Here is a 24,926-nt window from a genome sequence, read left to right as displayed (position 1 = left end):
GTCCCTGTGCTAGGGTGCCTCTCTGCTTTTTTCCGCCAACCATCTCATTGCCAAGGATCACCATGTTTCGTCCCCTGCTCTCTCTCGTCCTGACCCTGCTGGTCAGTCTGCCCCTGCATGCCCAGACCTTTCGCGCCGCCAAACAGGATCTGAACCGCCTCTATCAGGATCACCCGGTCACCTTCTATTGCGGCTGCAAGATTGACTATCAGGGCAAGAAGATGAGCCCGGATCTGGCCAGCTGCGGCTATGAGCCGCGCAAGCAGCCCAAGCGTGCCGCCCGCATCGAGTGGGAGCACGTGGTGCCGGCCTGGGAGTTCGGCCACCAGCTGCAGTGCTGGCAGCAGGGCGGTCGCAAGAATTGTGGCAAGAGCGACGAGTTCAACCAGATGGAGGGGGACATGCACAACCTCTTCCCCGCCATCGGCGAGGTGAACGGCGATCGGGCCAACTTCCGCTTCTCCGACTGGAATGGCACCCCGGATCAGTACGGCCAGTGCCGGATGCTGGTGGACTTCAAAAATCGCCAGGTGCAGCCGCCCAAGGGGCCGGTACGCGGCCAGATTGCCCGCGCCTACCTCTACATGAGCCAGCAGTATGGGCTGCGTCTGGCAGCGCAACAGCGTAAACTGTTTGAAGCTTGGGATCGCCAGTACCCGGCAGAGGGCTGGGAGTGCGAGCGCAACCGCCGCATCGGCAAGCTGCAGGGCAATACCAACCCCTTTATTGAAAAGCAGTGCCGATAACCCCATCTATGGACACAAGGGATTTAAAATCCCTCTTCTTGAACCAGAGACTGACACTGAGCCATGCGCATTCCACGTATCTATGAACCGGCCGCCCTGCAAGTTGGCCAGACCATCGCCCTGTCGGAAGACGGTGCCAACCACATCGGCCGGGTGCTGCGCATGCAGCCGGGTCAGCAGCTCGAGCTGTTCAACGGCGACGGCAACCAGTACCCCGCCACCATCGCCAATGTGGGCAAGAAGTCGGTGGAAGTGACCATCGACAGCTGCGACACCCGCTCGGTGGAATCCCCGCTGGCCATCCACCTCGGTCAGGTGATCAGCCGCGGCGACAAGATGGACTTCACCATCCAGAAATCGGTGGAGCTCGGCGTCACCTGCATCACCCCGCTCTTCTCCGAGCGCTGCGGCGTCAAGCTGCCGGCCGATCGGCTGGAGAAAAAACGCGAGCAGTGGCAGAAGGTGGTGATCAGCGCCTGCGAGCAGTGCGGCCGCAATACCGTGCCCATCGTTCGCATGCCGATGGAGCTCGACGCCTGGCTGGCGGAAGAGACCAACGAACTCAAGCTCAACCTGCACCCGCGCGCCCCTTACAGCATCAACACCCTGCCCATCCCCGAGCACGGCGTGCGCCTGCTGATCGGCCCGGAAGGGGGCTTGTCGAGCGACGAGATCGCCCGTACCGTGCAGGAAGATTTCAAAGAGATGCTGCTGGGGCCGCGGGTGCTGCGCACCGAAACCGCCGCTCTGACGGCGATTACTGCGCTGCAGTGCCGCTTCGGCGATCTCGCTTGATACCATAGGCCGCATCGATCAGCCCCATGACAACCTCGATGCAGCCGCAAGCGGCCGATTACGCTGCGCTAATCGACCCTACAACCCCCTCGAGCCATTAAGAAGGAACAGCGGATGACCATTAAACTCGGCATCGTGATGGACCCCATCTCGGCCATCAATATCAAGAAGGACTCCAGCTTCGCCATGCTCGAAGAGGCGCAAAAGCGCGGCTACGAGCTGTTCTATCTGGAGATGAAAGACCTCTACATGGAAGCCGGTCGCGCCTTCGGTACCATGCGTCCGCTCACCGTCAAATATGACTATGCCGACTGGTACACCCTGGGCGAGGTGGTGGATCAGCCGCTCTCCAGCCTGGACGTGATCCTGATGCGCAAGGATCCCCCCTTCGACACCGAGTTCATCTACGCCACCTACATGCTGGAGCGGGCAGAGGATGAAGGCTGCCTCATCGTCAACAAGCCCCAGAGCCTGCGCGACGCCAACGAGAAGCTCTACACTGCCTGGTTTGCCGAGCACACCCCGACCACGCTGGTGACCCGCCGCGCCGACAAGCTGCGCGCCTTCCACGCGAAGCACAAGGACGTCATCCTCAAGCCGCTGGACGGCATGGGCGGCGCCTCCATCTTCCGCATGAAGGAGGATGACGCCAACGCCGGCGTCATCATCGAGACATTAACCTCTCACGGCAGTCAGTACTGCATGGCGCAGACCTATCTGCCCGCCATCAAGGATGGCGACAAGCGGGTGCTGGTGGTGGACGGTGAGCCGGTACCCTACTGTCTGGCCCGTATCCCGGCGCAAGGGGAGACCCGCGGCAACCTGGCGGCCGGCGGCCGTGGTGAAGCGCGTCCCCTGAGCGAAGCCGACTGGGCCATCGCCCGTGCGGTGGGCCCGACGCTGAAAGAGAAGGGGCTTATCTTCGTCGGTCTCGACATCATCGGCGACCGCCTGACCGAGATTAACGTCACCAGCCCGACCTGCATCCGCGAGATTGAAGCGGCCTTCGACGTGCACATCACCGGCATGCTGATGGATGCCATCGAGCGTCGGCTGGCCAAGGCTTAAGCTGCCTCAGCCACGACCACAGGCGATAAACAACAGAGGCGGCCCCGGGGCCGCCTCTTTTCTATCCTGCTTTTTTCTATCCTGCCTCTGCCCCGTCAACAGCGGAACTGTCCCACCTTCACCTTGAGTTCGCTCGATAGCTGTTCCAGCTCGTGGCAACTCTGGTTCAACTGGGAGGCGGCCTCTGTCGACTCGCTGGCGATGTGGGCGATATTGACCACATTGCGGCTGATGTCCTCGGCCACCTTGCTCTGCTCCTCCGCCGCAGTGGCGATGTGGGTATTCATCTCGTTGATCACGTTGACCGAGCTGACAATCTCGCCGAGCGCCTGACCGCAGGCCAGCACGGTGCGGTTGGACTGCTCCACCTGATCCAGCCCCAGCTCCATGCTGGAAGCCGCCTGAGTAGCCCCCTGCTGCAACTTGACGATGGTCTTGCCGATCTCCTCGGTGGAGCGCTGGGTACGCTGGGCCAGGGTGCGCACCTCGTCGGCCACCACCGCAAACCCCCGCCCCTGATCACCGGCCCGCGCCGCCTCGATGGCGGCGTTGAGCGCCAGCAGGTTGGTCTGCTCGGCGATGCCGCGAATGGCATCCATCACGCTGCTGATATTGCGGCTGTCATCGGCCAGCTGGGTGATCATGGCAGCGGTGTTCTGGATCTGGGACGACAGCCCCGACATGCACTGGATGGCGTCCGCCACTATCTGGTGACCGTGACGGGCACTCCCGTCGGCATGGCGCGCCGCATCGGCAGCATTGTTGGAGCTGTTGGCCACTTCCGCCACGGTCGCGCTCATCTGGTTCATGGCCGTCGCGGTCTGATCGGTCTCGGCCTGCTGCTGGGCGAAGCGCTGGCGGCTCTCGACACCGATATGGGCCAGCTGGGCCGACTCCCTGGCGAGCTGCTCCGCCATGCCATTGATCTGGGTGATGAGCTCGCGAAAATGGCAGATCACGTCGTTGAGGGAGTGGGCCAGCCCGCCCATCTCGTCCTTGCGCAGCACCGGCGCCAGCTTGCTCAGATCGAGATCCCTCTGCATGCCGCGCAAGATCCCGCCCATGGCAGCCAGGGGCTGGCTGACGCTGCGCCCGGCCCACACCCCGAAGAACAGGATGCAGGCGCCGCCGACCACCAGCAGCAAGATAAACAGCCGGTTGAGCTGCACCCTGAGCCCGTTGAGCTCGGTCATGTTCTTCTCGGCCTCCTTCAGCTGGTACTCCACCAGGGCGTTGATCCCGTCGCTGACCGGGTCGATCACCCGATAGAGCGGCATGATATGGGCGGCCAGCTGACCCTGATTGCTCCCTTGCATGTCCGCCAGGATCTGCATCACCGCCTCAATCTCCCGGTCTGCCGCCGCAAACAGCCCCTGCATCTGGTCGGCTTCCCGCTGCTCCGCCTGGCTCATCGGCTGGCTGCGGTAGCCCTGCCAGATGCGCTTGATCTCCTGCTGGGCGGCATTCATGTCCGCGCGCGATCTGGCGGGGTCAAAGCCCCCCACATTGGCCTTGTTGGCCGCATCGATCACCTTGACCGCGTAGAGATCGGCAATCTGCTTGAGCTCCTTGAGCTGCACCACCTCCCCCTGATACATGCTGTTCATGCCGGCCATCAGCTGGGACATCGCCTGGACAGCCCCGATCACCAACAGCACCAGTGCCAGCAGGGGTACCACACAGCCCAGGATCAACTTCTGTCTGATCGAAATACCTTCCATGGTGTTATCTCCATCCTGACTCTGGCGGGGAACCGGCCCGCAAGCGGTAAAAAGCGGTTTTGCCCGCCTCGGTGAACTGCCATAATTGACCCAAATACCTTTGCAATATTTGGCCCATATGCAAACACTGCAAAATCACTTCCTGCTCGCCATGCCGAGCCTCTCCGATCCCTATTTCGAGCGTTCGCTGGTCTACCTGTGCGAACACAGCGAAGAGGGCGCCATGGGGCTGGTGGTCAACATCCCGGTGGACATGTCGCTGGATGCCATGCTGACCCAGCTCAAACTGGCGCCGCCCCCCAGCCCCGAGCTCAAGCAGCCGGTGTTGCAGGGAGGGCCGGTGCACGCCGACCGCGGTTTCGTGCTGCACAGCTTCCGACCCGGCTTCAACTCCACCCTGCAGGTGGGGGATGAGCTCATGGTCACCACTTCCAAGGATATATTGGAAACCCTCGGCACCGAGGAGGCCCCCGCCCACTGGCTGGTGGCGCTCGGGTATGCCGGCTGGAGCGCCGGCCAGCTGGAACAGGAGCTGGTCGACGGTGCCTGGCTGGTGATACCGCCCAATCCGGACCTGGTGTTCAAGACCCCGATCCATCAGCGCTGGCAGCAGGCCGCCGCCAGCATAGGGGTCAACCCCATCCATCTATCCAGCGACATCGGCCACAGCTGATGCCGTTTGCCACGCATTTCGCGAGGCATTTTGAGGAATCAATGCAATGTCATCACGCAGTATCATGGGCTTTGACTACGGCACCAAAAGCATAGGGGTGGCCATCGGTCAGGAGCTTACCGGCACGGCCCAGCCCCTGCGCGCCATCAAGGCCAACGACGGCATCCCCAACTGGGACGACATCGACAAGCTGCTCAAGGAGTGGCAACCGGATCTGCTGGTTGTCGGCCTGCCACTCAACATGGACGGCACCGAGCAGGAGATCACGGTACGGGCCCGCAAATTCGGCAACCGGCTGCACGGCCGCTTCGGCAAGCAAGTGGAGTTCAAGGACGAGCGGCTCACCACCACGGATGCGCGGGCGCGTCTGTTCGAGCGGGGAGGTTATCGGGCGCTGGAGAAAGGCAGCGTGGACGGGGTCTCCGCCCAGCTGATCCTGGAAGCCTGGATGGAAGAGCAGTACGGTTGACAGAGGGGTGAGAGGCAGGTCAATCCTGCCCCTCCCCATGCCTGCATCAGGCCTTGGCCTGTTGCGAGAGCAGATCCTCCCCTTCTTCACCCTGACCGGCATGCATCATGCGGTTGAGCCAGGGCACCATCAGCGCCATCACCACCGCCACCAGCAGCGTCACCAGCCCAATCTTGCCAAATACGTCCGTGTAGATGGGCAGGGTCTGCAGCGGATCGGTCACCCCTTGCGGCACGGCGGTAAAGGTCGCCACATAGCCCCCCAGCAAAGAGGCCATCGCCTGGGTCAGGAACCACATCCCAAGGATGAAACCCATCAGCCGCTGCGGCACCAATGCCGCCACCATGGCCAGCCCCAGGGCGCTGATCATCAGCTCTCCCAGACTCTGGAACAGATAAATGAGCACCATGAACCAGGGCGAGGTGAGCCCCTGTGCATCGGCAAACCAGATGCCGGACGCCGCCGCGGTGAGAAAGCCGAGGGAGCAGAACAGCATGCCCAGAGTGAACTTGAGGGGCATGGTGAGATCCCGCCCCTTGCTGCCCAGCCGGGTATAGATCATGGCCAGTACCGGGCTGCCTACCACCACCCAGAAGGGGTTTAGCGCCTGGAAGCTGATGGGGTTGACGCTCATCCCCAGCATCTCGTGATGCATGTTGTTGATGGCAAAGAAGTTGAGCGAGGTCGGCATCTGGGCGTAGAGCACGTAGAACACCACGGCTTCCAGCATCAGCACGAAGGCCACGTACATCTTGTTGCGAGCCACCGCATCGAGCTTGAAGGCCTCGCGAAAGAAGAAGATCACCACGGCTAGGGTCACCGTCATCAGCACCATGTTGGCGATCACCACGTGGTGCATCAGCCAGGCGCAGAAAAAGACCAGCGCCACCGACCCCAGCAAGACCAGCAGCAGCTTGCCGTAATCGAGCGGCAGATGGTCGGGCTCGGAGCCGATGTCCCTGACCATGTGACGACAGGCGAAGAAGGTCAGCAGCGCGATGACCAGGCCCACCCCGCACAGGTTGTAGGTCACCGTATAGCCGTAGTGATCGGCGATGACCGGTGCCAGCGACAGCGAGATGAGCGAGCCGATGTTGATCGACATGTAGAACAGGGTAAAGGCCCCATCCAGCCGGGGATCGCCACGCTCATAGCACTTTGCGAGCAGGCTGGCTGGGTTGGCCTTGAACAGGCAGTTGCCGACGGCGATGGTGCCCAGTGCATAGAAGATGAGGTCGGGATTGTAGATGGACATGCCGGTCATGAAATAGCCGATGACCAGCACGATGGCCCCCAACACCATGGTGCGCTTGGTGCCCAGCACATGGTCGCCCACATAGCCGCCCACCGAGATGAGGCCATATACCAGTGCCGAGAAGGCACCAAAGGTGATGAACGACTGCTCCTGTGAGAATCCCAGTTGCTGGACGAAGAACACCGCCAGGATCCCCTGGACGCCGTAATAACCGAAGCGCTCCCAGAGTTCGACGAAGAAGATCATGAAAAAGGGTTTGGGCTGTTGCAACAACCCGGTCGGGGCCGATGGACGCATGCTAACCTACCTGTCTTGGTGTTTTTTATTGGTGTGATATGGGGCCGCCGCACGGATAAGTGTGCGCGGGCACCTCTGTCTGTGGTGATCACCACTGTGCTCGCAGCGGTGGATGGTCAGCTGGCAGGGCTGGGAATAAGCCGGATGGCTCCTGACACGATAAGGTGGGGGATCGGGCGACTTCATGCCCGGCACAATATTCCGCAGGCGTTTGGCAACGGGCTGGCAGCTGTTTGCCCCCGTCATCGCACACCGGACACTCTCACGACAATTGTAAAAGCCGAAAAATCGACAAATGGCATGATAAGACACTGCCATTAACGCAAACCAATAGCCGATCACACTTCACTTGTTGCAACAGGTGAAGTTTTCTAATGAAACCACATTAGTTTTATTGGTGCAAACGGATCTGTTTTTCCCGCGACCAACCCCTGTGCATAAAAAAACGCCGGACTGGCCGGCGTTTTTCTACATGGTGTTGGCGACCCGTGGGCCGTCCGCCAAGTGCGGCGGATCAGGGTGCCAGCTGACTCAAAATGGCATGGGCCGCGCTGATCCTGGCCTCGTTGGGGTAATTGCGGTTGGCCAGCATGACGATGCCGATCCCTTTGGCGGGCACGAAGGCCACATAGGCACCAAAGCCGTTGGTCGAGCCGGTCTTGTTGTAGAGTCGCGCCCCCCCCGTCTCTTGGGACGCGGCAACAGGTTTGACCGGGTTGGCATTGTAAATCACCGCCGAGGAGTTGCCCGCCAGCAGCGTCTGTTCGCTGACGGGATAAGCGTAACTCTCCCAGCCCAGTCCCTGGGTCATCTCGCCGACCGAGTAGCGCCCTTGGTGGGTCAGGGAGATGGCCTGCTGCAACGCCTTGTCATCCACCCCGCTGATATTGGCCTTCACGAAGGCGAGCAGATCCGCCGAGCTGGTCTTGATGCCGTAGGCCTCGTCGGCCAGTATGTCGGGATTGACCCTGATGGGCTTGTCCTCTTTCGAATAGCCATAGGCATAACTCGCCATGGCCTGCTTCGGCACCTCGAGATAGGTGTGATGCAGGCCGAGTCCGGGCAGCAGGGTCTGCGCCATCAACTGGGCAAACGGCTGCTGCAGGCTGCTCGCCGCCAGATAGCCGAACAGACCGATACTGGGGTTGGAGTACTGGCGATGGCTGCCCGGCTGATAGGCCGGCGTCCACTGGCGATAGAAAGCCTGCATCTGCTCGACCGATTCCACCTCGTCGGGGAATTGCAGCGGCAGCCCGCCGGCGCTGTAGGTGGCGAGCTCAGCCATGGTAACGCCATCAAAGGCGGAGCCCTTGAGCCAGGGCGCGTGCCGGCTCACCTTGTCATCCAGCCCAATCCCCCCCTTGACCACGGCGTAGGCGCCGAGGGTGGCGGTATAGGTCTTGCTGACCGAACCAATCTCGAACAGGGTCTGCTCGTTGACCTTCTTCCCGGCCGCCATATCGGCCAGCCCGTAGTTGAAGTAGTGGGCCTGCCCCCCCTTCAGCACGGCGACCGCCATGCCCGGGATCCTGTGCTGCTTGAGCATGGGGCGGATGGCGTCATCCACCACAGCGTTCAGCGGATCGACGGGGGCCGCCAGGGAGAGCGGGGCAAGCAGCAGGGTGCCGAGGGCCAGAAGTGGCAGGGCTCTGGTCTGTTTCATGGCAAAAATCTCAGTATGTTCAGGAGCTGTCAGCCTACCCGGCCTGCGTGTGCCGAGTATGAGCCTGAGTGAAGTCTGTGTGAAGTCGCCAGCCAAATCATCCAGATTCAATGAGTTATCCATGACTTGCCCCTCTTGCCCGGCAACGGGCGTATAAGCTGTAGAAGCGGCATCACACAGGGAGGCACACGTGCAGACACAACCACAGATAACCCGGCTGCTGACGGCACTGGAGCAGGTGATCCTCGGCAAGCCGTTGCAACTCAAGATAGCGCTGGTGACCCTGCTGGCCCGCGGCCACCTGCTGATCGAGGATCTGCCCGGCATGGGCAAGACCACCCTGGCCCACGCCTTGGCGCAGGTGCTGGGGCTCGACTGCCGGCGGGTGCAGTTCACCGCCGATCTGCTGCCGGCCGATCTGCTGGGGCTGCAGATCTTTGATCCCCACCAGCAGCAGTTTCGCTTTCACCCGGGCCCCGTCTTTGCCCAGGTGCTGCTGGCGGACGAGATCAACCGCGCCAGCCCCAAGGTACAGAGCGCCCTACTGGAGGCCATGGCCGAGGGCAAGGTGAGCATAGAGGGAGAGAGCCACCCGCTGCCCTCCCCCTTCTTCGTCATCGCTACCCAGAACCCGGCGGATCAGGCGGGCACCTATCCCCTGCCGGAATCCCAACTCGATCGCTTCGCGGTGCGCCTCTCCCTCGGTTTTCCCACGCAGGAGGCGGAGCGCCGACTGCTGCGCGGGGCCAGCCAGAGCGCGCCCCTCGAGCGGCAGCTGAGCGCCGCCGAGCTGGCCGCCCTGCAGGCCGAGGCGGCGCAGATCCACCTCTCCGATGCCAGCCTCGACTACCTGCTGGCGCTGGTGCAGCAGAGCCGCTTCGACGCCGACCTGCCGCAACCGCTCTCGCCCCGCGCCGCCCAGACCCTGCTGGCGGTGAGCCGGGCCTGGGCGCTGGTGGCGGGCCGCCGCTTCGTCAGCGTGGAGGATGTGCAGGCGGTCTTCCCCTACGTGGCCGAGCACAGGCTCAGGGGGAGCTTTGGGGTGCAGCGCGGCGAAGCCTGCCCGCTGAGCCAGCGTCTGCTGGCACGGGTCGATCCGGATCGACCCTGATGAACTGGCGCCAGCGCAGGGCCAGGTGGCAACAAGGCTGGCTGGCCCGGCGCATCCCGCCGGCCCGCCAGATCACTCTGCAGGGGCGCTGCCTGTTCATCCTGCCCACCCGGCTCGGCCTCTGGTATCTGCTGGTGATGCTGGCCATCTATCTGCTCGGCACCAACTACCAGAACAACCTGGTGTTGCTGGTGGCCTACGGCCTCGGCAGCCTGTTCATGGTCACCATGTGGCTCACCCACCGCAACCTGCTGGGGCTGTCTCTGCTGGGGGGGCCTGCCGTGCTGGGAGAGGCGGGCAGCCCCCTGCCCATGCCCATCACGGTGCGCAGCGAACGGCCGCTGCAGGCCCTGCAATTCTCCCTCAATGAAGGGCGGCTCTGGCTGGCGCAGGTGGATGCGGTGCCCCAACCCCTGCGCCTGCCAGTGCTGGGCCCCCGGCGTGGACGCCTGCCGCTGGAGAGGCTGCGGGTGGAGAGCCGCTACCCTCTCGGCCTGTTTCGCTGCTGGACACTGCTGGACCTGCAGCTGGAGGGCTGGCTCGCTCCGGCCCCCGAGTATGGCCCCCTGCGCGGGGAGGCAACGGCCGATGCGGCGGGCATCCGGGGGCAGCCCATCCCGGCCTCGATGGGGGATTTCGACATGCTGCGGGCCCACCAGAGCGGGGAGCCGCTGAGCCGGGTCGCCTGGAAGCAGCTCGCCCAGGGACGCGGCCTGCTGGTGAAGCAGTTCTGCGAGCCGAGGCAGGATGATACCCACCTCAACCTGCAGCGGGTCGGCGGCCGGGATCTGGAGCAGCGGCTGGCGGTACTCGCCTGGTGGTGTGACGACTACACCAAGCGGGGCATTCCCTTCAGCCTGACGCTGGCGGGCCGGACGCTCGGGCCGGACAGCGGCGCCACCTTTTTGCAGCACTGCCGGCTGGCGCTGGCCCGCGTCGTTGCCGTGGCGTCGCAGCAGGAGGTCGACCTCGATGTTGCTAGATAACCGGCGCCTGCTGCCGCTGCTCGCCCTGCTGCAACTGCTGCTGATCCCGGCTCTCTGGCCCCATCTGCAACTCTGGGTGGTGGCTGTTTCACTGCTTACCCTGGGCGTGCGGGCCATGATGCTGTGGCGGGGCTGGCGTCCGCCGCCTGCCGCCGCGCTGGCACTGCTGGCCATGCTGGGCATCGCGCTGCTTGGCTGGCAGTGGCGCCAGCTCGGCACCTTGCCGGCCCTCATCAATCTGCTCTGGCTCGGCTACGGCCTCAAGCTCATCGAGGTACGGCGAGAGCGGGATGTGGAGCAGGTGCTGCTGCTCGCCTTCTTTCTCGTCGCGCTGGCGCTGGTGCAGCGGCAAAGCATGGGGTGGGCCCTGGCGATGACGGGGGCGCTCTGGCTGGCTGTCACCACCTTGCTGGCGGCAGTGCAGCCCCTCGCCCAGCGGCTGTGGCGCAGTGCCGGGCTCATCCTGCTGCTGGCCATCCCCCTGCTGCTCACCCTGTTTCTGCTGCTGCCAAGGCTGGCACCGCTGTGGCAGATGCCGAGCAGCAGCCGGGCCCTCTCCGGCCTCTCGGAGGAGGTGGCCCCCGGCGACATCGGCGAGCTGGTCAACTCCTCCGAGCTGGCCTTTCGCATCACCTTCGCCGCTGCGCCGCCCCAACCCCAGGAGCGCTATTTTCCCGTGATGCGCCAGGAGCTGTTCGATGGCCGGCGCTGGTTGCTCAGCGAGCAGGTGCGCCGCTGGCAACAATCCCAATCCGTGCAGATGCTGCCAGTGGCCAACCCGACGACGCCGCTGCCGGCCGGCAGCTATCAGGTGATCGCCGAACCCCAGCGCCTGCGCTGGACCCTGGCCCAGGCCAACCCCGAGGTGTTGAATGGCCCGGTCACCTTGAGCCCCCTCGCCACCCTCTATCGCCAGGATCGGGGGGATGACCGCGTCAGTTATCGGGTCAGCACGGCCGCCATGGCGCCACCAGCCGATGACGCTGCCCGTCACCTCAACCTGCAGTTGCCCGCCGACGGCAACCCCAAGGCCCGGGCCCACGCCCAGGCGCTCAAGGCCCGCCATCCGACGCCAGAGGCCCTGGCCGCCGCCCTGCTGGGCGAGTTTCGCCAGGGCGACTTCTACTACACCCTGCAGCCGCCGCGGCTGGGGCAAGACGGGGTGGATGACTTTCTGTTCGAGAGCCGGCGCGGCTTTTGTGGTCACTACGCCACGGCCACCGCCTTCGTGCTGCGGGCGGCCGGCGTCCCGGCCCGGCTGGTGACCGGCTACCTCGGCGGCGAATGGAATCCGAGGGGCAACTATCTGGAGGTGCATCAGTTTGATGCCCACGCCTGGGTGGAGTATCTGGATGAGCAGAACCGCTGGCAGCGGCTCGACCCCACCGCCGCGGTGGCTCCTCAGCGCATCGAGGGAGGCATGCCGGCGGCCCTTGGCGGCGAGTTCGCCGCTGCCGACCCGCTCTCCTTGCAGCGCTATCGCAACTGGGCCCTGCTCAACCAGCTGCGCTGGTGGGGGGCCAATCTCGACTACCAATGGACCCGCTGGGTGCTCAACTATGATGCCGCCAGCCTGTGGCAGCAGCTGGGGCAACGCTGGCCGGTGCTGGCCGGCCATACCCACTGGCTGATCCTGGCCGCCCTGCTGGGGGTGGCCAGCCTGGTAGGTGGCCTGCTGATCTGGCGCGGCCCTGCTCCGCTGCCCCTGCGGCTATGGCTGCCTCTGCGCTGGCGCGCCGCGCGCCATGGCTGGCAGCCCTTGGCGGGAGAGAGCCTGGCCAGCTGGTGCGAGCGCCTCGCCGGCCTCAGACCTGCCTTGGCGCGGCCGCTGCAACAGGGGGCCTGGCTCTACCGGCGCTGGCGTTATGCCCCCTTGTCGACGGCGCAGCGTCACCGCACCTTGCGCCAGCTGCGACGACGACTGCGCCAGATCTGTCGGCGCTGGGATGCCCGCCACTGACGGCAGTGCAAACGGTGCCCAAACGAAAGGGGAGCCAGTGGCTCCCCTTGTTGTCAGACAACGGCGACTGCGAGGCTTATGCCTGCTTGCTGTTTTGCGCCGGATTGTCCCAGATCCCCTCTTCCAGCTGGCTGCGGATCTCGGGGTACTTGTTGGCGTCGAAGGTGGGCACCTTGCCCAGCTTGAGCTGATCGTTGTAGTCCCGTGCCAGCTTGATGGCCACCCCGGAGAGCAGCAGAATCGCCACTAGGTTGACGATGGCCATCAGCCCCATGGAGACGTCCGCCATGGCCCACACGGTCGGCAATTCGCCCACCGAACCGAACATCACCATGCCCAGCACGAACATCCGGAACAGCATCAGACCGCCCTTGTGGTTGTGCTCGAGGAACACCAGGTTGGTCTCGGCGTAGGAGTAGTTCGCCACGATGGAGGTGAAGGCGAAGAAGAAGATGGCCGCTGCGATGAAGATGTTGCCACCGCCACCGATCTGGGAGGAGAGCGCCCGCTGGGTCAGCTCCACCCCGGTAATGCCGGAGCCCGGTTCAAACTGGCCGGACATCAGGATGATGGCGGCGGTACAGGTACAGATGACGATGGTGTCGAGGAATACCCCCAGCATCTGCACATAACCCTGGGAAGCCGGGTGCGGCGGATAGGGGGTCGCGGTCGCGGCGGCGTTGGGAGCGGAGCCCATGCCTGCCTCGTTGGAGAAGAGGCCGCGCTTGATGCCGTTGATCATCGCCTGGGAGATGGCGTAGCCCAGTGCACCGGAGCCGGCCTGCTCAAGACCGAAGGCGGACTTGATGATGAGGCTGAATACCCCCGGCAGCTCGCTGATGTTCATGGCCACCACGAACAGCGCCATCAGGATGTAGGCCAGCGCCATGAAGGGCACGACCAGCTCGGCGAAACGGGCGATGCCGCGAATGCCACCGAAGATGATGAGACCGGAGAGCACCACCAAAGCCAGACCGCTGACCCAGTCGGGAATGCCGAAGGCCACGTTCATCGCCAGGCTGATGGAGTTGGCTTGTACCGCGTTGAACACCAGACCGAACGCCAGGATCAGACAGAGCGAGAACAATACCCCCATCCAGCGCATGCCGAGACCGCGCTCCATGTAGTAGGCGGGGCCGCCACGGTAGTTGCCGTCCTCATCCTTGACCTTGTAGAGCTGGGCCAGGGTGCTCTCGACGAAGGCGGTCGCCATGCCGATGAAAGCGATCAGCCACATCCAGAAGATGGCACCCGGGCCACCCAGATAGATGGCCACTGCCACCCCGGCCAGATTGCCGGTACCCACGCGGGCGGCAAGGCTGGTACAGAGGGCCTGGAAGGAGGAGATGCCGGCGTTGTCTGATTTGCGGCTGTTGCGCAAGACGGAGAACATGTGGCCGAAGTGGCGGATCTGGATAAAACCCAGGCGGAAGGTGAAGAAGATGCCGACGCCGATGAGCAGGTAGATGAGCACGGCTCCCCACATCAGGTCGTTAATCATTGCGATCAAGGTGTCCATATTTCTCTCGTTGTTATCACATCCATGGTCAGTCTGCGCTGACCCCTTGCTGTCTGTTTCTGAATTTGCGGTTCACTAAAGGGGCGGAATCTAGCATAGCGAGGGAGTTCAGAATAGTGATCGGGATCACTGCGGAAACAAAAAACGAGCGATCCAGTGCATTAAAGCTTCATTTAACTCGCAAAATTTCAACAAAATTGAGAATCCAATCAATCAGCCGACAAATTAGACCCAAAAGAGCACTTTTTGGCAATTATCTATATAGAGGTAGGGCAAGCAGAGAAGGGGGCAAACCATTACGCAAGCGTTTACCCATCCGGGCTGTCAAAACCCTCTTGTTTCGCCAAACGTTTTACACGTAATAAAATTTCAAGAGGTTGATCGGACAATTTGTGTGATCGATGCCACAAAACCGATAATCAACCAAAAAAGTTGTTTTTGGCACCCATTAAATTCACTCCGGCAAAAAAGGATAAAAGTCGTTTTTTATCAAATACTTTTGACCACTCTTTCCCACTGCGGCCAGGGAGTGGCTGATAAGCATACAGCCCCCCCTATTGCAGGATGGGCCACATCCGTATTAATTAGGCAGGCAATGACGATGGGGCACACCCATCGCGCTTTTCTGAGCCTGAGTCGCCGGGATTTTGTAATTTTATTTCAGAACTGTCGTCTCACGCCCGCCACCCCCGAGCCAGCACCCTTTGCAAGAAGAGTGCGCCCTCATAAAGAGATGATATTTGCCATGGCCGATAAATTAACCCAGCTGAAAGCCCTGACCACAGTTGTCGCCGACACCGGTGATATCGAAGCCATCAAGCGCTACCAGCCCATCGATGCCACCACCAACCCCTCTCTGGTGTTGAAGGCATCCGAGATCCCCGAATACGCGGCGCTGATCGAAGACGCCATCAACTGGGCCAAAGCCCAGAGCCAGGACAAGGCACAGCAAATCATCGACGCGGGCGACAAGCTGGCAGTCAACATCGGCCTGGAAGTGCTGAAAATCGTCCCGGGTCGCATCTCCACCGAAGTGGATGCCCGTCTCTCCTTCGATACCCAGGCCAGCATCGCCAAGGCCCGCAAACTGATCCGTCTCTACAACGAAGCCGGTATCAGCAACGATCGCATCCTGATCAAGCTGGCCTCCACCTGGGAAGGCATCCGTGCCGCCGAGGTGCTGGAGAAAGAGGGTATCCAGTGCAACCTGACCCTGCTGTTCTCCTTCGCCCAGGCCCGTGCCTGTGCCGAAGCCGGCGCCTTCCTGATCTCCCCGTTCGTCGGTCGCATCCTCGACTGGTACAAGGCCAAGCACAACCGTGACTACACCGCCAGCGAAGATCCGGGCGTGGTTTCCGTCAGCTCCATCTACGACTACTACAAGCAGCACGACTACCCGACCGTGGTCATGGGCGCCAGCTTCCGTAACACCGGCGAGATCCTGGAACTGGCCGGCTGCGACCGTCTGACCATTGGCCCGGCCCTGCTGGAAGAGCTGAGCAAGACCGAAGGCGCCGTGGTACGCAAGCTGAACTACACCGGCGAGCGCAAAGCCAAACCGGCTCCGATGACCGAAGCCGAATTCCGCTGGGAACTGAACCAGGACGCCATGGCCCACGAGAAGCTGGGCGAAGGCATCCGCATGTTTGCCATCGACCAGGGCAAGCTGGAAACCATGCTGGCCAGCCGCCTCTGATGAAAGCCGTCATGAGCCGATGAAAACCGGGTTCCCGCGAGGGAACCCGGTTTTTTTATGGGCGCCGGACCCTTGTCATGTGTTCGTCACGAAAACGTTTTATTTTCAATGCCGTTATGTTATACGGATGGTGAAAACGAGAATAACCAAGGAGGGAGCCATGGAAATGTTCAACTTCGAATATGACGATGTAGTTGAGCTCGGTTCACGTAGCCGCGGGACAACGGGAAAGAAACGTAAATGGCGTGAGATTGAGGCGTTGAAAGACAAGCACCGCCTGCAGAAGGAGCTGCAATCCATCGACATCGCCTACGAAGGTCTCTCAGACGAGATCGAACTGTAAAAACAAGGCCCCGGTTAACCGGGGCCTTGTTTTTTAAGAGCGTGTTACCCCTCAGGAAGAGAGCGGCAGCGACAGGCGCTTGGCCAGTGCCTGAAAGTGCTGGCTGATCTCGGGCCCGAACAGCGGATCCCCGATGGCACGGTTCTGCCAGATCTGTTCGAGGTGACGCCAGTCATCCTCGGTCAGCGAGTCGCGCAGATGGGGGAAGATGACCCCCTCCTCGTAGTTCATGTGCGCCTCCTGCAGCGCCACGAACTGCTCCAGCTTGGCGGTAAACTGATCGAGCGGGATCACCGCATCCATCAGGATCATCTCCACCATCTCCTTGAGTTCGGCGCCGGCCTCCAGCAACTTGGCATGCTCGGCCTGCAGCCGGTTGGCGACGTCCCCCTCCACTACCCGGTACTTGAGGTAGTAGTCATAAATGATGTCTTCCTTTGGATGGTGATACTTGTCCGACACCTCCCTCAGGTAATCCACCACATCGCGGATCAGGAAATAGCTGACCCGCTGTTCGTCGCGAATGGCGGCGAGCTTGTGTTTGAGCAGATCCAGCAACCTGGCGATGTTGAGATGGTCCTTGTGCAGACTGGCTAGCATGGGCACTCCTTGCGCTGAAATGAGACGATCCTGTTTCGAGTATACGGTCATTTATCGCGCCAACTTTGCACTCAATCAAGTCATCTGCAGACAAAACAGCGGGTAACGCACAATGCCGCCCCCTGTTCATGCCCCCGCTCGTCAGCCACCGGCCCCTCACTCGCAGACCGAGTGCCAGTTGATGGGGCTCATCCCCTGCTGGCTCAGCAGCCGGTTGGTTTCGGAGAAGTGGCCGCAGCCGATGAAACCGCGATGAGCAGAGAGCGGGCTGGGATGCGGCGCGCTCAGCACGTGATGCCGCTGCCTGTCGATGAAGCGACCCTTCTTCTGGGCATGGGCCCCCCACAGCAGGAAGACTACCCCATGACAGCTGGCATTGATCTGCTCGATGACCCGGTCGGTGAAGGTCTCCCAGCCCAGGTGTGCATGGGAGTGGGCCTGGCCCGCCTGGACCGTCAGCACGGTATTGAGCAGCAGCACCCCCTGTTTGGCCCAGGACTCCAGAAAGCCGTGACTGGGTGTGACAAAACCCGGCAGATCCCGCTGCATCTCCTTGTAGATGTTGACCAGCGAGGGGGGCGTGCGCACCCCGGGCAACACCGAGAAGCAGAGGCCGTGTGCCTGATTGGGGCCGTGATACGGGTCCTGACCCAGGATCACCACCTTGACCAGCTCCAGCTCGGTCAGCTTGAAGGCATTGAACACGTCGGTCGCCGGCGGATAGATCACCTTGCCCGCCTCCCGCTCACTCCTGACGGTCGCCAGGGTCGCCTTGAAATAGTCCTGCTCCTTCTCGGAGCCAATCACATCAGTCCAGGTCTGCACCCCAATCTCCTCATTGAATCTGTCCGGATGGACGCCCTGTTACCCCGTGCAGGATCACACCGCCTGATGCGGGTCGGCGCGCCACCATCCTCGATGAATACGGCGGGTTTTGCGGCATGCGGCTTGGCCCATGCCGGGCCATGCGAGCCAGCACACCGCCATCCTCGCTGAATGCGGCAAGACATGGTGCTGGGCCCAGTGCTGGCGTCACCATGCCCTCATTAATGCGGCAAGGGGCTCAGGATAGGGGGCCAGCCCCCGGGACGCAACCTTGGCACCCTCTTCCGAGTCCCCTCGCCCCCGAATGGCCACTGCATCGCAACGGTATGACAACCTCCCGCGCACCCAGCTCTCCCGGCCACTATGGGCAGCGGGGTCACCTTGACCGTGGCAATCGGCGGCTCGGCTGAGGCAGCCTTATGCCAAGGCAACCTTATATAGATGTGTGAGCACCAGGAAGGGCAAACCTGGGCCCGCCACCTTCACCGCAGGCTTGGCCCTGATGCCCCCACAAAGGAGATGAGGTCGACTCATGCATGACGCAAACCCTAAAACATGTAGTTAAATTACTAGATTTAATTAATAGAAGATGCATAATTAAGATATCTTACATAATCAGAAAAATGACCTCTTTTTGATTAATCTCAATAATTTAATCTCTTCCAGCTCGCGCAAACCGCGTATTTTTTGATTTAGATCAATTTTCGTAATATTACCATCGTGGTATATATGACCCAACAAAGTAAAGGTGTAAGGCAAGGGCCCTTTAAATCATCCCGGTGGTTTAAATACATCAGGGTAATTTCCTTACAGTTGAATCCGCTTTCCTATGAGGAGTCATACCATGATCAAGGGCATCCAAATCACCCAGTCTGCCAACGCCGCTCTGCTGAACTCGTTCTGGCTGCTGGACGAAGAGAAGCAACAGGCTCGTTGCATCTGCGCCAAAGGCGACACCTTCGCCGCCGATCAGGAAGTCAGCGTCTCTGACCTGGGCCAGTTCGAATACCGTGAACTGCCGGTACAAGCCGAGCCGGCTGTCGAAGGTGGCCAGCACCTGAACGTCAACGTCCTGCGTCGCGAGACCCTGGAAGACGCCATCGCCAACCCGGAAAAGTACCCGCAGCTGACCATCCGTGTCTCCGGCTACGCCGTGCGCTTCAACGCACTGACCCCGGAACAGCAGCGTGACGTGGTGACCCGTACCTTCACCCAGAGCCTGTAAATCGCTCTGCACCAACCGGTATCATGAAAAACGGCCCAAACGGGCCGTTTTTTTATGGCTTGAATTCACCCACCCACGCTCGCCGCCCTTGCTCGACAGGCTGTCAGCGCACGGTGCGGGCATCGGCGGCTCAATGCTGATCCAGCTTGACGGCTTGTGGCGGGTGGCTCAGCGCCTCGTGCATCTGCTGCTCATCGAGCTGATCGCAGTAACGGGCCACCACCAGGGTTGCCATCCCGTTGCCGATGAGGTTGGTCAGGGCGCGGGCCTCCGACATGAAGCGATCGATGCCGAGGATCAACGCCAGCCCGGCCAACGGCAGGTGGCCCACCGCCGAGATGGTGGCCGCCAGCACGATGAAGCCACTGCCGGTCACCCCGGCGGCCCCCTTCGAGGAGATGAGCAGCACCACCAGCAAGGTGATCTGCTGGAACAGATCGAGCGGGGTGTTGGTGGCCTGGGCGATGAAGATAGCCGCCATGGTCAGATAGATGGAGGTGCCGTCCAGGTTGAAGGAGTAACCGGTCGGGATCACCAGCCCCACCACCGACTTCTTGCAGCCGAGCGCCTCCATCTTCACCAGCATGCGCGGCAATACGGATTCAGAAGAGGAAGTTCCCAGCACGATCAGCAGCTCTTCCCGGATATAGGAAATAAAGCGCAGGATGCTGAAGCCATTCGCTCTGGCAATACTGCCCAGCACCAGGAAAATAAACAGCAGGCAGGTCATGTAGAAGCAGGCAATTAATTGTCCGAGCTGAACCAGCGAGCCGATACCATATTTTCCGATGGTAAAGGCCATCGCACCAAATGCTCCAACCGGTGCCAGCCGCATGATCATGTTGATGATCCCGAAAATAACCTGGGAGAAGCTGTCAATGACATTAAATATCACTTTTCCCTTCTCGCCGATATGGTGCAGGGAGAAGCCGAACAGCACCGCAAATAACAGCACCTGCAGAATGTTGCCGCTGGCGAAGGCACCGATCACGCTGCCCGGGATCACGTCCAGCAGGAAGGGGATGATGCCCTGCGCCTTGGCCTGCTCGGCGTAGGCAGAGATGGCGCTGGCGTCCAGCGTGGCGGGGTCGACGTTCATGCCCGCCCCCGGTTGCAGCAGGTTGACCACGCACAGCCCGATGATGAGGGCGATGGTGCTGACAACTTCAAAATAGAGCAGCGCGATGGCGCCGGTTTTACCCACTGCTTTCATGCTCTCCATGCCGGCAATACCGGTCACCACGGTGCAGAATATAACCGGGGCGATGATCATTTTGATTAATTTAACGAAACCATCCCCCAGCGGTTTCATATCCGCACCGAGATCTGGATATATATGTCCCAGAATGACCCCGAGGGTGATCGCTAACAACACCTGAAAATACAGGCTGCTGACTATTTTTTTCTGCATTCTTAACGTCCTGTCAATTTAATGAGATGTGTCATGGCAGAAATACGCATGCAGCAATCCGTGACGAAATAGTGTTATTTCGCCCGGTTCGTGCCGTTCCCTCATCACAACAGGGGCTACTTTCCCATGTTAAAAAAAGCAATTAATAGACATCAATCACACAACAGATTTAACAACATTAACACCACGGAAACCTGGCTGTATTTATTCTGTGATTGATTTATGCTGGCCAAAGAAATAAAAACAGGCCGCAAACAAAAATGCCCCGCAGTGCGGGGCATTTTTATTGGGCCAGCGGGGCCTGACTCAGATGGAAGTATCGAGCGGCTCGAAGCCCTTGATGAGATCGTCGATGGCCTTCATCTGCTTGAGGAAGCCTTCCAGCTTCTCCAGCGGCAGTGCGCTCGGGCCGTCGCAACGGGCAATCTTGGGGTCCGGGTGGGATTCAATGAACAGACCGGCCAGACCAACCGCCATACCGGCACGGGCCAGCTCGGTCACCTGCTCGCGGCGACCACCGGAGGCAGCGCCCATGGGATCGCGGCACTGCAGGGAGTGGGTCACGTCGAAGATGACCGGGTAGCCGCCGGTGCTCTTCTTCATCACGCCCAGCCCCAGCATGTCCACCACCAGGTTGTCATACCCGAAGTTGGCACCGCGTTCGCACAGGATCAGACGGTCGTTGCCGCACTCCTCGAACTTGTCGGTGATGTTCTTCATCTGGCTTGGGCTCAGGAACTGCGGCTTCTTGATGTTGATGACGTTGCCGGTGCGGGCCATGGCCTCCACCAGATCGGTCTGGCGCGCCAGGAAGGCGGGCAGCTGGATGACGTCGACCACCTCGGCTACCGGTTTGGCCTGATGGGGCTCGTGCAGATCGGAGATGACCGGCATGCCGAAGGTCGCTTTCAGCTCTTGGAAGATCTTCATCCCCTCTTCCAGACCCGGACCGCGGTAGGAGTGGATGGAGGAGCGGTTGGCCTTGTCCCAGCTCGCCTTGAACACGAACGGGATACCCAGCTTGGAGGTCACTTCCACGTACTTCTCGCACACCGCCATCGCCATGTCGCGCGATTCCAGCACGTTCATGCCGCCGAACAACACGAACGGTTTGTCGTTGGCGACATCGATGCCATTGACCTTGATATTCTTCTGTTCCATCTCAGGCTTCCTTAGGTAAAAGGGCTTGCAGGGCTTGAATTCACATCCGGCCGCGCTGCCCAAAGCAGCATGGCCTCGATACTCGTCGGTTGCATTTCCCAGGCCTTGCATGCAACGGCATGGGACTCTTCATTCGGCCAGGGCCTCGCCATGCAACAGGGCCGTTACCCTCCCCTCAGTGGAGGGGCTTGGGGCTCAGATCCAGCGCTGCCAGCTGGGCCTTGAGCACGTCGGCCACCGGATCGTCCGGGCACTGTTCAATAAAGTATTCAAAATCGTCGGCAGCAAAGCGCGGGCAGTCGAGCTGCTCGTAGATGAAGCCGCGATCCCGCGTCTCCAGCGGATCGCCGGGCTTCATCCGCAGCAGCAGCTCACTGCAGCGCAGCGCCTCGGTCATCCGGTCTTCCCGCAGCAGGGCACCCTTGCTGACGTTGAGCAGCCGCTCGATGATCTCCCACTGGCCCGCAGGCTGCAGGTGATCCGAGCTGAGAGTGGCCAGATTGCCGAGGGCCCCGCGCAGCAGCAGCTCGATGTGGTGCAGGCTCAGCTCGTCGCCGGTGAAGGGGTCTACATAAACCTCCCCCTCGCTGCCGGCGAAGCTCACTAGGAAGTGGCCGGGGAAGCAGATCCCCTCCACATCCAGCCCGAGCTTGCGCCCCAGCTGAATGATGAGGATACCAAGGCTGACCGGAATGCCCTGCTTGCGGGCCAGAACCTCTGCCAGATCGCAGTTGGCCACCGAGAAGTAGTCCTGCCAGTCGCCGTGAAAGCCCAGAGTCTGATAGAAGCCCTGCAGCAGCTGGCGGCGCACCTGGTCGCAATCCCCTTCCTCGATGGCCTCGTCCAGCCAGGCGTCGAGCCGTGCCAGCTCCGCCGTCCCGCGGCCGCTGATGCCATGGATCTCGTCGCTCACCGACAGCGCCAGCTCGGCGATGTCATGGGCTTCGAAATCGGTCCATTCGTCTACGCGTATCATCGTCATCATCCTTAACCGAACAGGCTGGCCTGCTTGTAGACGGCCAGCTTGGCGATGAAGAAGACCCAGCCGAGGGCTCCCAGAAACGCAAACCAGCGGATGCCGTTACTGCGGGCCAGGCGCAGTGCCATCATGGCCAGAAAGGCCACCACCAGGATGGCGGTCAGCTTTTCGCTGAGCCAGGGGGTGGCGTTGTTGAGCGGGTTGAGATCCAGCACCATGCACAGCAGCACGCCGGAGAGCACCACCAGGCCGTTGAGCCAGCCGCTCAACCTGAGGGTACGGGCGCTGGCGGCGCGGCTCAAGCCGGTCTGCAGCCAATAGAAGCGCAACATGAACATCAGCACGGCCAAGCCTATCAGCAGCAGGTGCAGATGTTTGATAGCAAAATACATAACGTGTCCTTGAACAAAGGCAGGCCCGGCCTGCCCGTCATCATCACTGAGCCAGCCGCCCCAGGGTCACCCGCTCGTTATCGCCGTAATCGCGCACGGTTTCCACCTGAAGGTAGCCCTGTTGCAGCAGGAGTTGACGCACCGCCTCCCCCTGCTGCCAGCCATGCTCCAGCAACAGCCAGCCGCCCGGCAGCAGATGGGCCGGCGCGCCCGCCACGATCAGCCGGATGTCGGCCAGTCCCTGCTCATCCGCCACCAGGGCGGAGCGGGGCTCGAAGCGCACGTCCCCCTCATCGAGATGGGGATCCGCCCCGTCGATGTAGGGCGGGTTGGAGACGATCATGGCAAAGCGCGGCGCCTTGCTTGACGAGGAATCGACCAGCGGCTCAAACCAGCTGCCGTCGCGCACCTCGATGGGCAGACCAAGGGCGGCGCTGTTGGCACGGGCCAGGGCCGCCGCTGCCGGCATCCTGTCCACCGCCCATACATCGGCATCCGGTCGCTCCGACTTGAGCGCCAGTGCAATGGCGCCGGTGCCGGTGCCCAGATCCAGCACGGCGCAGGGGCCTGCGGGCAGCCGCGCCAGCGCCTGCTCGACCAGCACCTCGGTATCAGGGCGCGGGATCAGGGTGGCCGGGCTCACCTTGAGCGGCAGCGACCAGAACTCCCGCTCGCCAATCAGGTGGGCGATGGGCTCCCCCTCAAGACGGCGTTCAAGCCAGCCCTGCAGGGTCACCTGCTGGGCGGCATCGAGCTCGCGCTCCGGCCAGGTCATCAGGTAGCTGCGCCGGCACTCCAGCAGATGGCAGAGCAGCGCATCGGCATCGGCGCGGGGGGATTCCCCCCCTGCCAAGGTCGCCATGATGTGGGCGCGAGCCTGCTGGATCTGCATCAGTTGCTCTCGGCCAGGGAGGCAAGCTGATCGGCCTGGTACTCCTGGATCATCGGGCTGATGACGCAGTCCAGGTCCCCTTCCATGATCTCGCCGAGGCGATAGAGGGTGAGGTTGATGCGGTGCTCGGAGAGGCGCCCCTGCGGGTAGTTGTAGGTGCGGATACGCTCGGAGCGATCCCCCGATCCCACCAGGTTGCGGCGGGTACTCTGCTCGGCGGCGCGGTGGCGCTCATCCTCGGCCGCCTGCAGACGGGCGGAAAGCACCGACATCGCCTTGGCGCGGTTCTTGTGCTGGGAGCGCTCATCCTGGCACTCCACCACCAGCCCGGTGGGCAGGTGGGTGATGCGGATGGCGGAGTCTGTCTTGTTGACGTGCTGACCGCCGGCCCCGGAGGCGCGGAAGGTGTCGATCTTCAGCTCCGAGGGGTTGATCTCGATCTGCTCGGCTTCCGGCACTTCCGGCAACACGGCGACGGTACAGGCAGAGGTGTGCACCCGACCCTGGGATTCGGTTTCCGGCACCCGCTGCACCCGGTGACCACCGGATTCAAACTTGAGGCGGCCGTAGACGTGCTCACCTTCTACCTTGGCGATCACCTCCTTGTAGCCGCCATGCTCGCCGTCGTTGCAGCTGACGATGGAAACCCGCCAGCCCTGGCGCTCGGCGTAGCGCGAATACATGCGAAACAGATCGCCCGCAAAAATCGCCGCCTCGTCACCGCCGGCACCGGCGCGGATCTCCAGGTAGCAGTTGTTGTCATCCTTGGGGTCGCGCGGCAGCAGCATCACCTGCAGCGCCTGCTCCTGCTCCTCGAAGGTCGCCTTGGCCAGCGGCAGCTCCTCCTGCGCCATCTCGCGCAGGTCGGCATCATCCTCTTCCAGCATCTGGCGGGTGGCGTCCAGGTTCTCTTCGGCCTGGCGGAATTGCTGGAAAGCGTGAACGATATCTTCCAGCTGGGCATATTCCCGGGTCAGGGCGCGGTAGCGATCCTGATCCGCGGCCACGTCCGGCTCGCCGAGCATGGCCTGTACTTCTTCGTGGCGCTCGATGAGGCCTTCCAGCTTTCTGATCAGTGACGGGTTCATAAATCTTGCGTTCTCGATGGAGGACGGGACGACCGGCTGGTCGCCCCAAAA

23 protein-coding genes are annotated in these 24,926 nt (G+C 61.8%); 11 read left to right on the top strand and 12 right to left on the bottom strand.

Annotated features, from left to right (window positions below; genetic code table 11):
• Nucleotides 1-62 precede the first annotated feature (62 nt).
• From AACQ43_RS07750 to gshB, 3 genes are all read left to right on the top strand, one after another.
• Nucleotides 63-746 (top strand): endonuclease, encoded by a 684-nt coding sequence (locus AACQ43_RS07750; protein ID WP_168966799.1) that lies wholly within the window; start codon nucleotides 63-65, stop codon nucleotides 744-746.
• A 63-nt stretch (nucleotides 747-809) separates the two neighbouring features.
• Nucleotides 810-1,541, top strand: a complete 732-nt coding sequence (rsmE, locus tag AACQ43_RS07745; RefSeq protein ID WP_168966797.1) for a 16S rRNA (uracil(1498)-N(3))-methyltransferase — start codon at nucleotides 810-812, stop codon at nucleotides 1,539-1,541.
• A gap of 114 nt (nucleotides 1,542-1,655) precedes the next feature.
• Nucleotides 1,656-2,609: a glutathione synthase gene (gene gshB, locus AACQ43_RS07740; protein ID WP_168966795.1), complete on the top strand. Its 954-nt coding sequence runs from the start codon at nucleotides 1,656-1,658 to the stop codon at nucleotides 2,607-2,609.
• Between the two features lie 95 nt (nucleotides 2,610-2,704).
• Here the strand turns inward: gshB and AACQ43_RS07735 are convergent, their stop codons facing one another.
• The gene (locus tag AACQ43_RS07735) at nucleotides 2,705-4,330 is read right to left on the bottom strand and encodes a methyl-accepting chemotaxis protein (RefSeq protein ID WP_168966793.1); all 1,626 of its coding nucleotides are present in this window, start codon (nucleotides 4,328-4,330) and stop codon (nucleotides 2,705-2,707) included.
• Nucleotides 4,331-4,448: 118 nt separating this feature from the next.
• Here AACQ43_RS07735 and AACQ43_RS07730 point away from each other — a divergent pair, with 118 nt between their 5' ends.
• Both AACQ43_RS07730 and ruvX read left to right on the top strand, forming a co-directional pair.
• Entirely contained in the window at nucleotides 4,449-5,003 is a 555-nt protein-coding gene (locus AACQ43_RS07730) for a YqgE/AlgH family protein (RefSeq protein ID WP_016351591.1), read from the top strand.
• Nucleotides 5,004-5,049: 46 nt separating this feature from the next.
• Nucleotides 5,050-5,472, top strand: a complete 423-nt coding sequence (gene ruvX, locus AACQ43_RS07725) for a Holliday junction resolvase RuvX (RefSeq protein WP_011706917.1) — start codon at nucleotides 5,050-5,052, stop codon at nucleotides 5,470-5,472.
• A 46-nt stretch (nucleotides 5,473-5,518) separates the two neighbouring features.
• On the opposite strand, the gene dtpB is transcribed toward ruvX, so the two are convergent.
• Both dtpB and ampC read right to left on the bottom strand, forming a co-directional pair.
• The gene (gene dtpB / locus AACQ43_RS07720) at nucleotides 5,519-7,024 is read right to left on the bottom strand and encodes a dipeptide/tripeptide permease DtpB (protein ID WP_011706918.1); all 1,506 of its coding nucleotides are present in this window, start codon (nucleotides 7,022-7,024) and stop codon (nucleotides 5,519-5,521) included.
• A gap of 514 nt (nucleotides 7,025-7,538) precedes the next feature.
• Entirely contained in the window at nucleotides 7,539-8,687 is a 1,149-nt protein-coding gene (gene ampC, locus AACQ43_RS07715) for an FOX/MOX family class C beta-lactamase (protein ID WP_168966791.1), read from the bottom strand.
• Nucleotides 8,688-8,877: 190 nt separating this feature from the next.
• On the opposite strand from ampC, the gene AACQ43_RS07710 reads away from it, so the two are divergent.
• From AACQ43_RS07710 to AACQ43_RS07700, 3 genes are read left to right on the top strand one after another with little or no spacing between them, the layout of a single operon-like run.
• Nucleotides 8,878-9,798, top strand: a complete 921-nt coding sequence (locus AACQ43_RS07710; protein ID WP_016351595.1) for an AAA family ATPase — start codon at nucleotides 8,878-8,880, stop codon at nucleotides 9,796-9,798.
• Nucleotides 9,798-10,784, top strand: coding sequence for a DUF58 domain-containing protein (locus tag AACQ43_RS07705; protein WP_168966789.1), 987 nt, complete (start codon nucleotides 9,798-9,800; stop codon nucleotides 10,782-10,784). Before AACQ43_RS07710 ends, AACQ43_RS07705 begins: the two co-directional genes overlap by 1 nt.
• The gene (locus tag AACQ43_RS07700; RefSeq protein WP_168966787.1) at nucleotides 10,771-12,744 is read left to right on the top strand and encodes a transglutaminase family protein; all 1,974 of its coding nucleotides are present in this window, start codon (nucleotides 10,771-10,773) and stop codon (nucleotides 12,742-12,744) included. The genes AACQ43_RS07705 and AACQ43_RS07700 overlap by 14 nt, the downstream gene beginning before the upstream one ends.
• Nucleotides 12,745-12,820: 76 nt before the next feature.
• Here AACQ43_RS07700 and AACQ43_RS07695 read toward each other — a convergent pair whose 3' ends face one another.
• On the bottom strand, nucleotides 12,821-14,263 hold the full coding sequence (locus AACQ43_RS07695; RefSeq protein WP_041218405.1) for an alanine/glycine:cation symporter family protein: 1,443 nt from the start codon (nucleotides 14,261-14,263) through the stop codon (nucleotides 12,821-12,823).
• Between the two features lie 745 nt (nucleotides 14,264-15,008).
• Here AACQ43_RS07695 and tal point away from each other — a divergent pair.
• The gene (tal, locus tag AACQ43_RS07690) at nucleotides 15,009-15,959 is read left to right on the top strand and encodes a transaldolase (RefSeq protein WP_168966784.1); all 951 of its coding nucleotides are present in this window, start codon (nucleotides 15,009-15,011) and stop codon (nucleotides 15,957-15,959) included.
• A 160-nt stretch (nucleotides 15,960-16,119) separates the two neighbouring features.
• Nucleotides 16,120-16,302: a DUF3545 family protein gene (locus AACQ43_RS07685; protein ID WP_016351599.1), complete on the top strand. Its 183-nt coding sequence runs from the start codon at nucleotides 16,120-16,122 to the stop codon at nucleotides 16,300-16,302.
• A gap of 51 nt (nucleotides 16,303-16,353) precedes the next feature.
• Here AACQ43_RS07685 and AACQ43_RS07680 read toward each other — a convergent pair whose 3' ends face one another.
• Both AACQ43_RS07680 and ung read right to left on the bottom strand, forming a co-directional pair.
• Nucleotides 16,354-16,902, bottom strand: a complete 549-nt coding sequence (locus tag AACQ43_RS07680) for a hemerythrin domain-containing protein (RefSeq protein WP_011706927.1) — start codon at nucleotides 16,900-16,902, stop codon at nucleotides 16,354-16,356.
• A gap of 156 nt (nucleotides 16,903-17,058) precedes the next feature.
• A complete protein-coding gene (gene ung, locus AACQ43_RS07675) occupies nucleotides 17,059-17,727 on the bottom strand; it encodes a uracil-DNA glycosylase (RefSeq protein WP_168966782.1) in 669 nt (222 codons plus the stop codon).
• 844 nt (nucleotides 17,728-18,571) lie between these two features.
• On the opposite strand from ung, the gene grcA reads away from it, so the two are divergent.
• The gene (gene grcA / locus AACQ43_RS07670) at nucleotides 18,572-18,952 is read left to right on the top strand and encodes an autonomous glycyl radical cofactor GrcA (RefSeq protein WP_011706929.1); all 381 of its coding nucleotides are present in this window, start codon (nucleotides 18,572-18,574) and stop codon (nucleotides 18,950-18,952) included.
• Nucleotides 18,953-19,082: 130 nt separating this feature from the next.
• Here grcA and AACQ43_RS07665 read toward each other — a convergent pair whose 3' ends face one another.
• From AACQ43_RS07665 to prfA, 6 genes are all read right to left on the bottom strand, one after another.
• Complete coding sequence (locus AACQ43_RS07665) at nucleotides 19,083-20,363, bottom strand: dicarboxylate/amino acid:cation symporter (RefSeq protein WP_168966779.1); 1,281 nt, start codon at nucleotides 20,361-20,363, stop codon at nucleotides 19,083-19,085.
• A gap of 306 nt (nucleotides 20,364-20,669) precedes the next feature.
• Nucleotides 20,670-21,524: a 3-deoxy-8-phosphooctulonate synthase gene (gene kdsA / locus AACQ43_RS07660; RefSeq protein ID WP_011706931.1), complete on the bottom strand. Its 855-nt coding sequence runs from the start codon at nucleotides 21,522-21,524 to the stop codon at nucleotides 20,670-20,672.
• Between the two features lie 175 nt (nucleotides 21,525-21,699).
• Entirely contained in the window at nucleotides 21,700-22,500 is an 801-nt protein-coding gene (locus AACQ43_RS07655; RefSeq protein ID WP_011706932.1) for a SirB1 family protein, read from the bottom strand.
• Nucleotides 22,501-22,511: 11 nt separating this feature from the next.
• On the bottom strand, nucleotides 22,512-22,895 hold the full coding sequence (locus AACQ43_RS07650; protein ID WP_168966777.1) for a SirB2 family protein: 384 nt from the start codon (nucleotides 22,893-22,895) through the stop codon (nucleotides 22,512-22,514).
• Between the two features lie 43 nt (nucleotides 22,896-22,938).
• Nucleotides 22,939-23,787, bottom strand: a complete 849-nt coding sequence (prmC, locus tag AACQ43_RS07645; protein ID WP_168966775.1) for a peptide chain release factor N(5)-glutamine methyltransferase — start codon at nucleotides 23,785-23,787, stop codon at nucleotides 22,939-22,941.
• Complete coding sequence (prfA, locus tag AACQ43_RS07640) at nucleotides 23,787-24,875, bottom strand: peptide chain release factor 1 (protein ID WP_011706935.1); 1,089 nt, start codon at nucleotides 24,873-24,875, stop codon at nucleotides 23,787-23,789. The genes prmC and prfA overlap by 1 nt, the downstream gene beginning before the upstream one ends.
• Nucleotides 24,876-24,926 lie beyond the last annotated feature (51 nt).

The organism is Aeromonas sp. DNRA1, from assembly GCF_963888745.1.
Lineage (GTDB): Bacteria > Pseudomonadota > Gammaproteobacteria > Enterobacterales > Aeromonadaceae > Aeromonas > Aeromonas hydrophila.
Note: the sequence above shows the minus strand (reverse complement) of the source record. Positions and strands in the feature narration are given on the sequence as shown.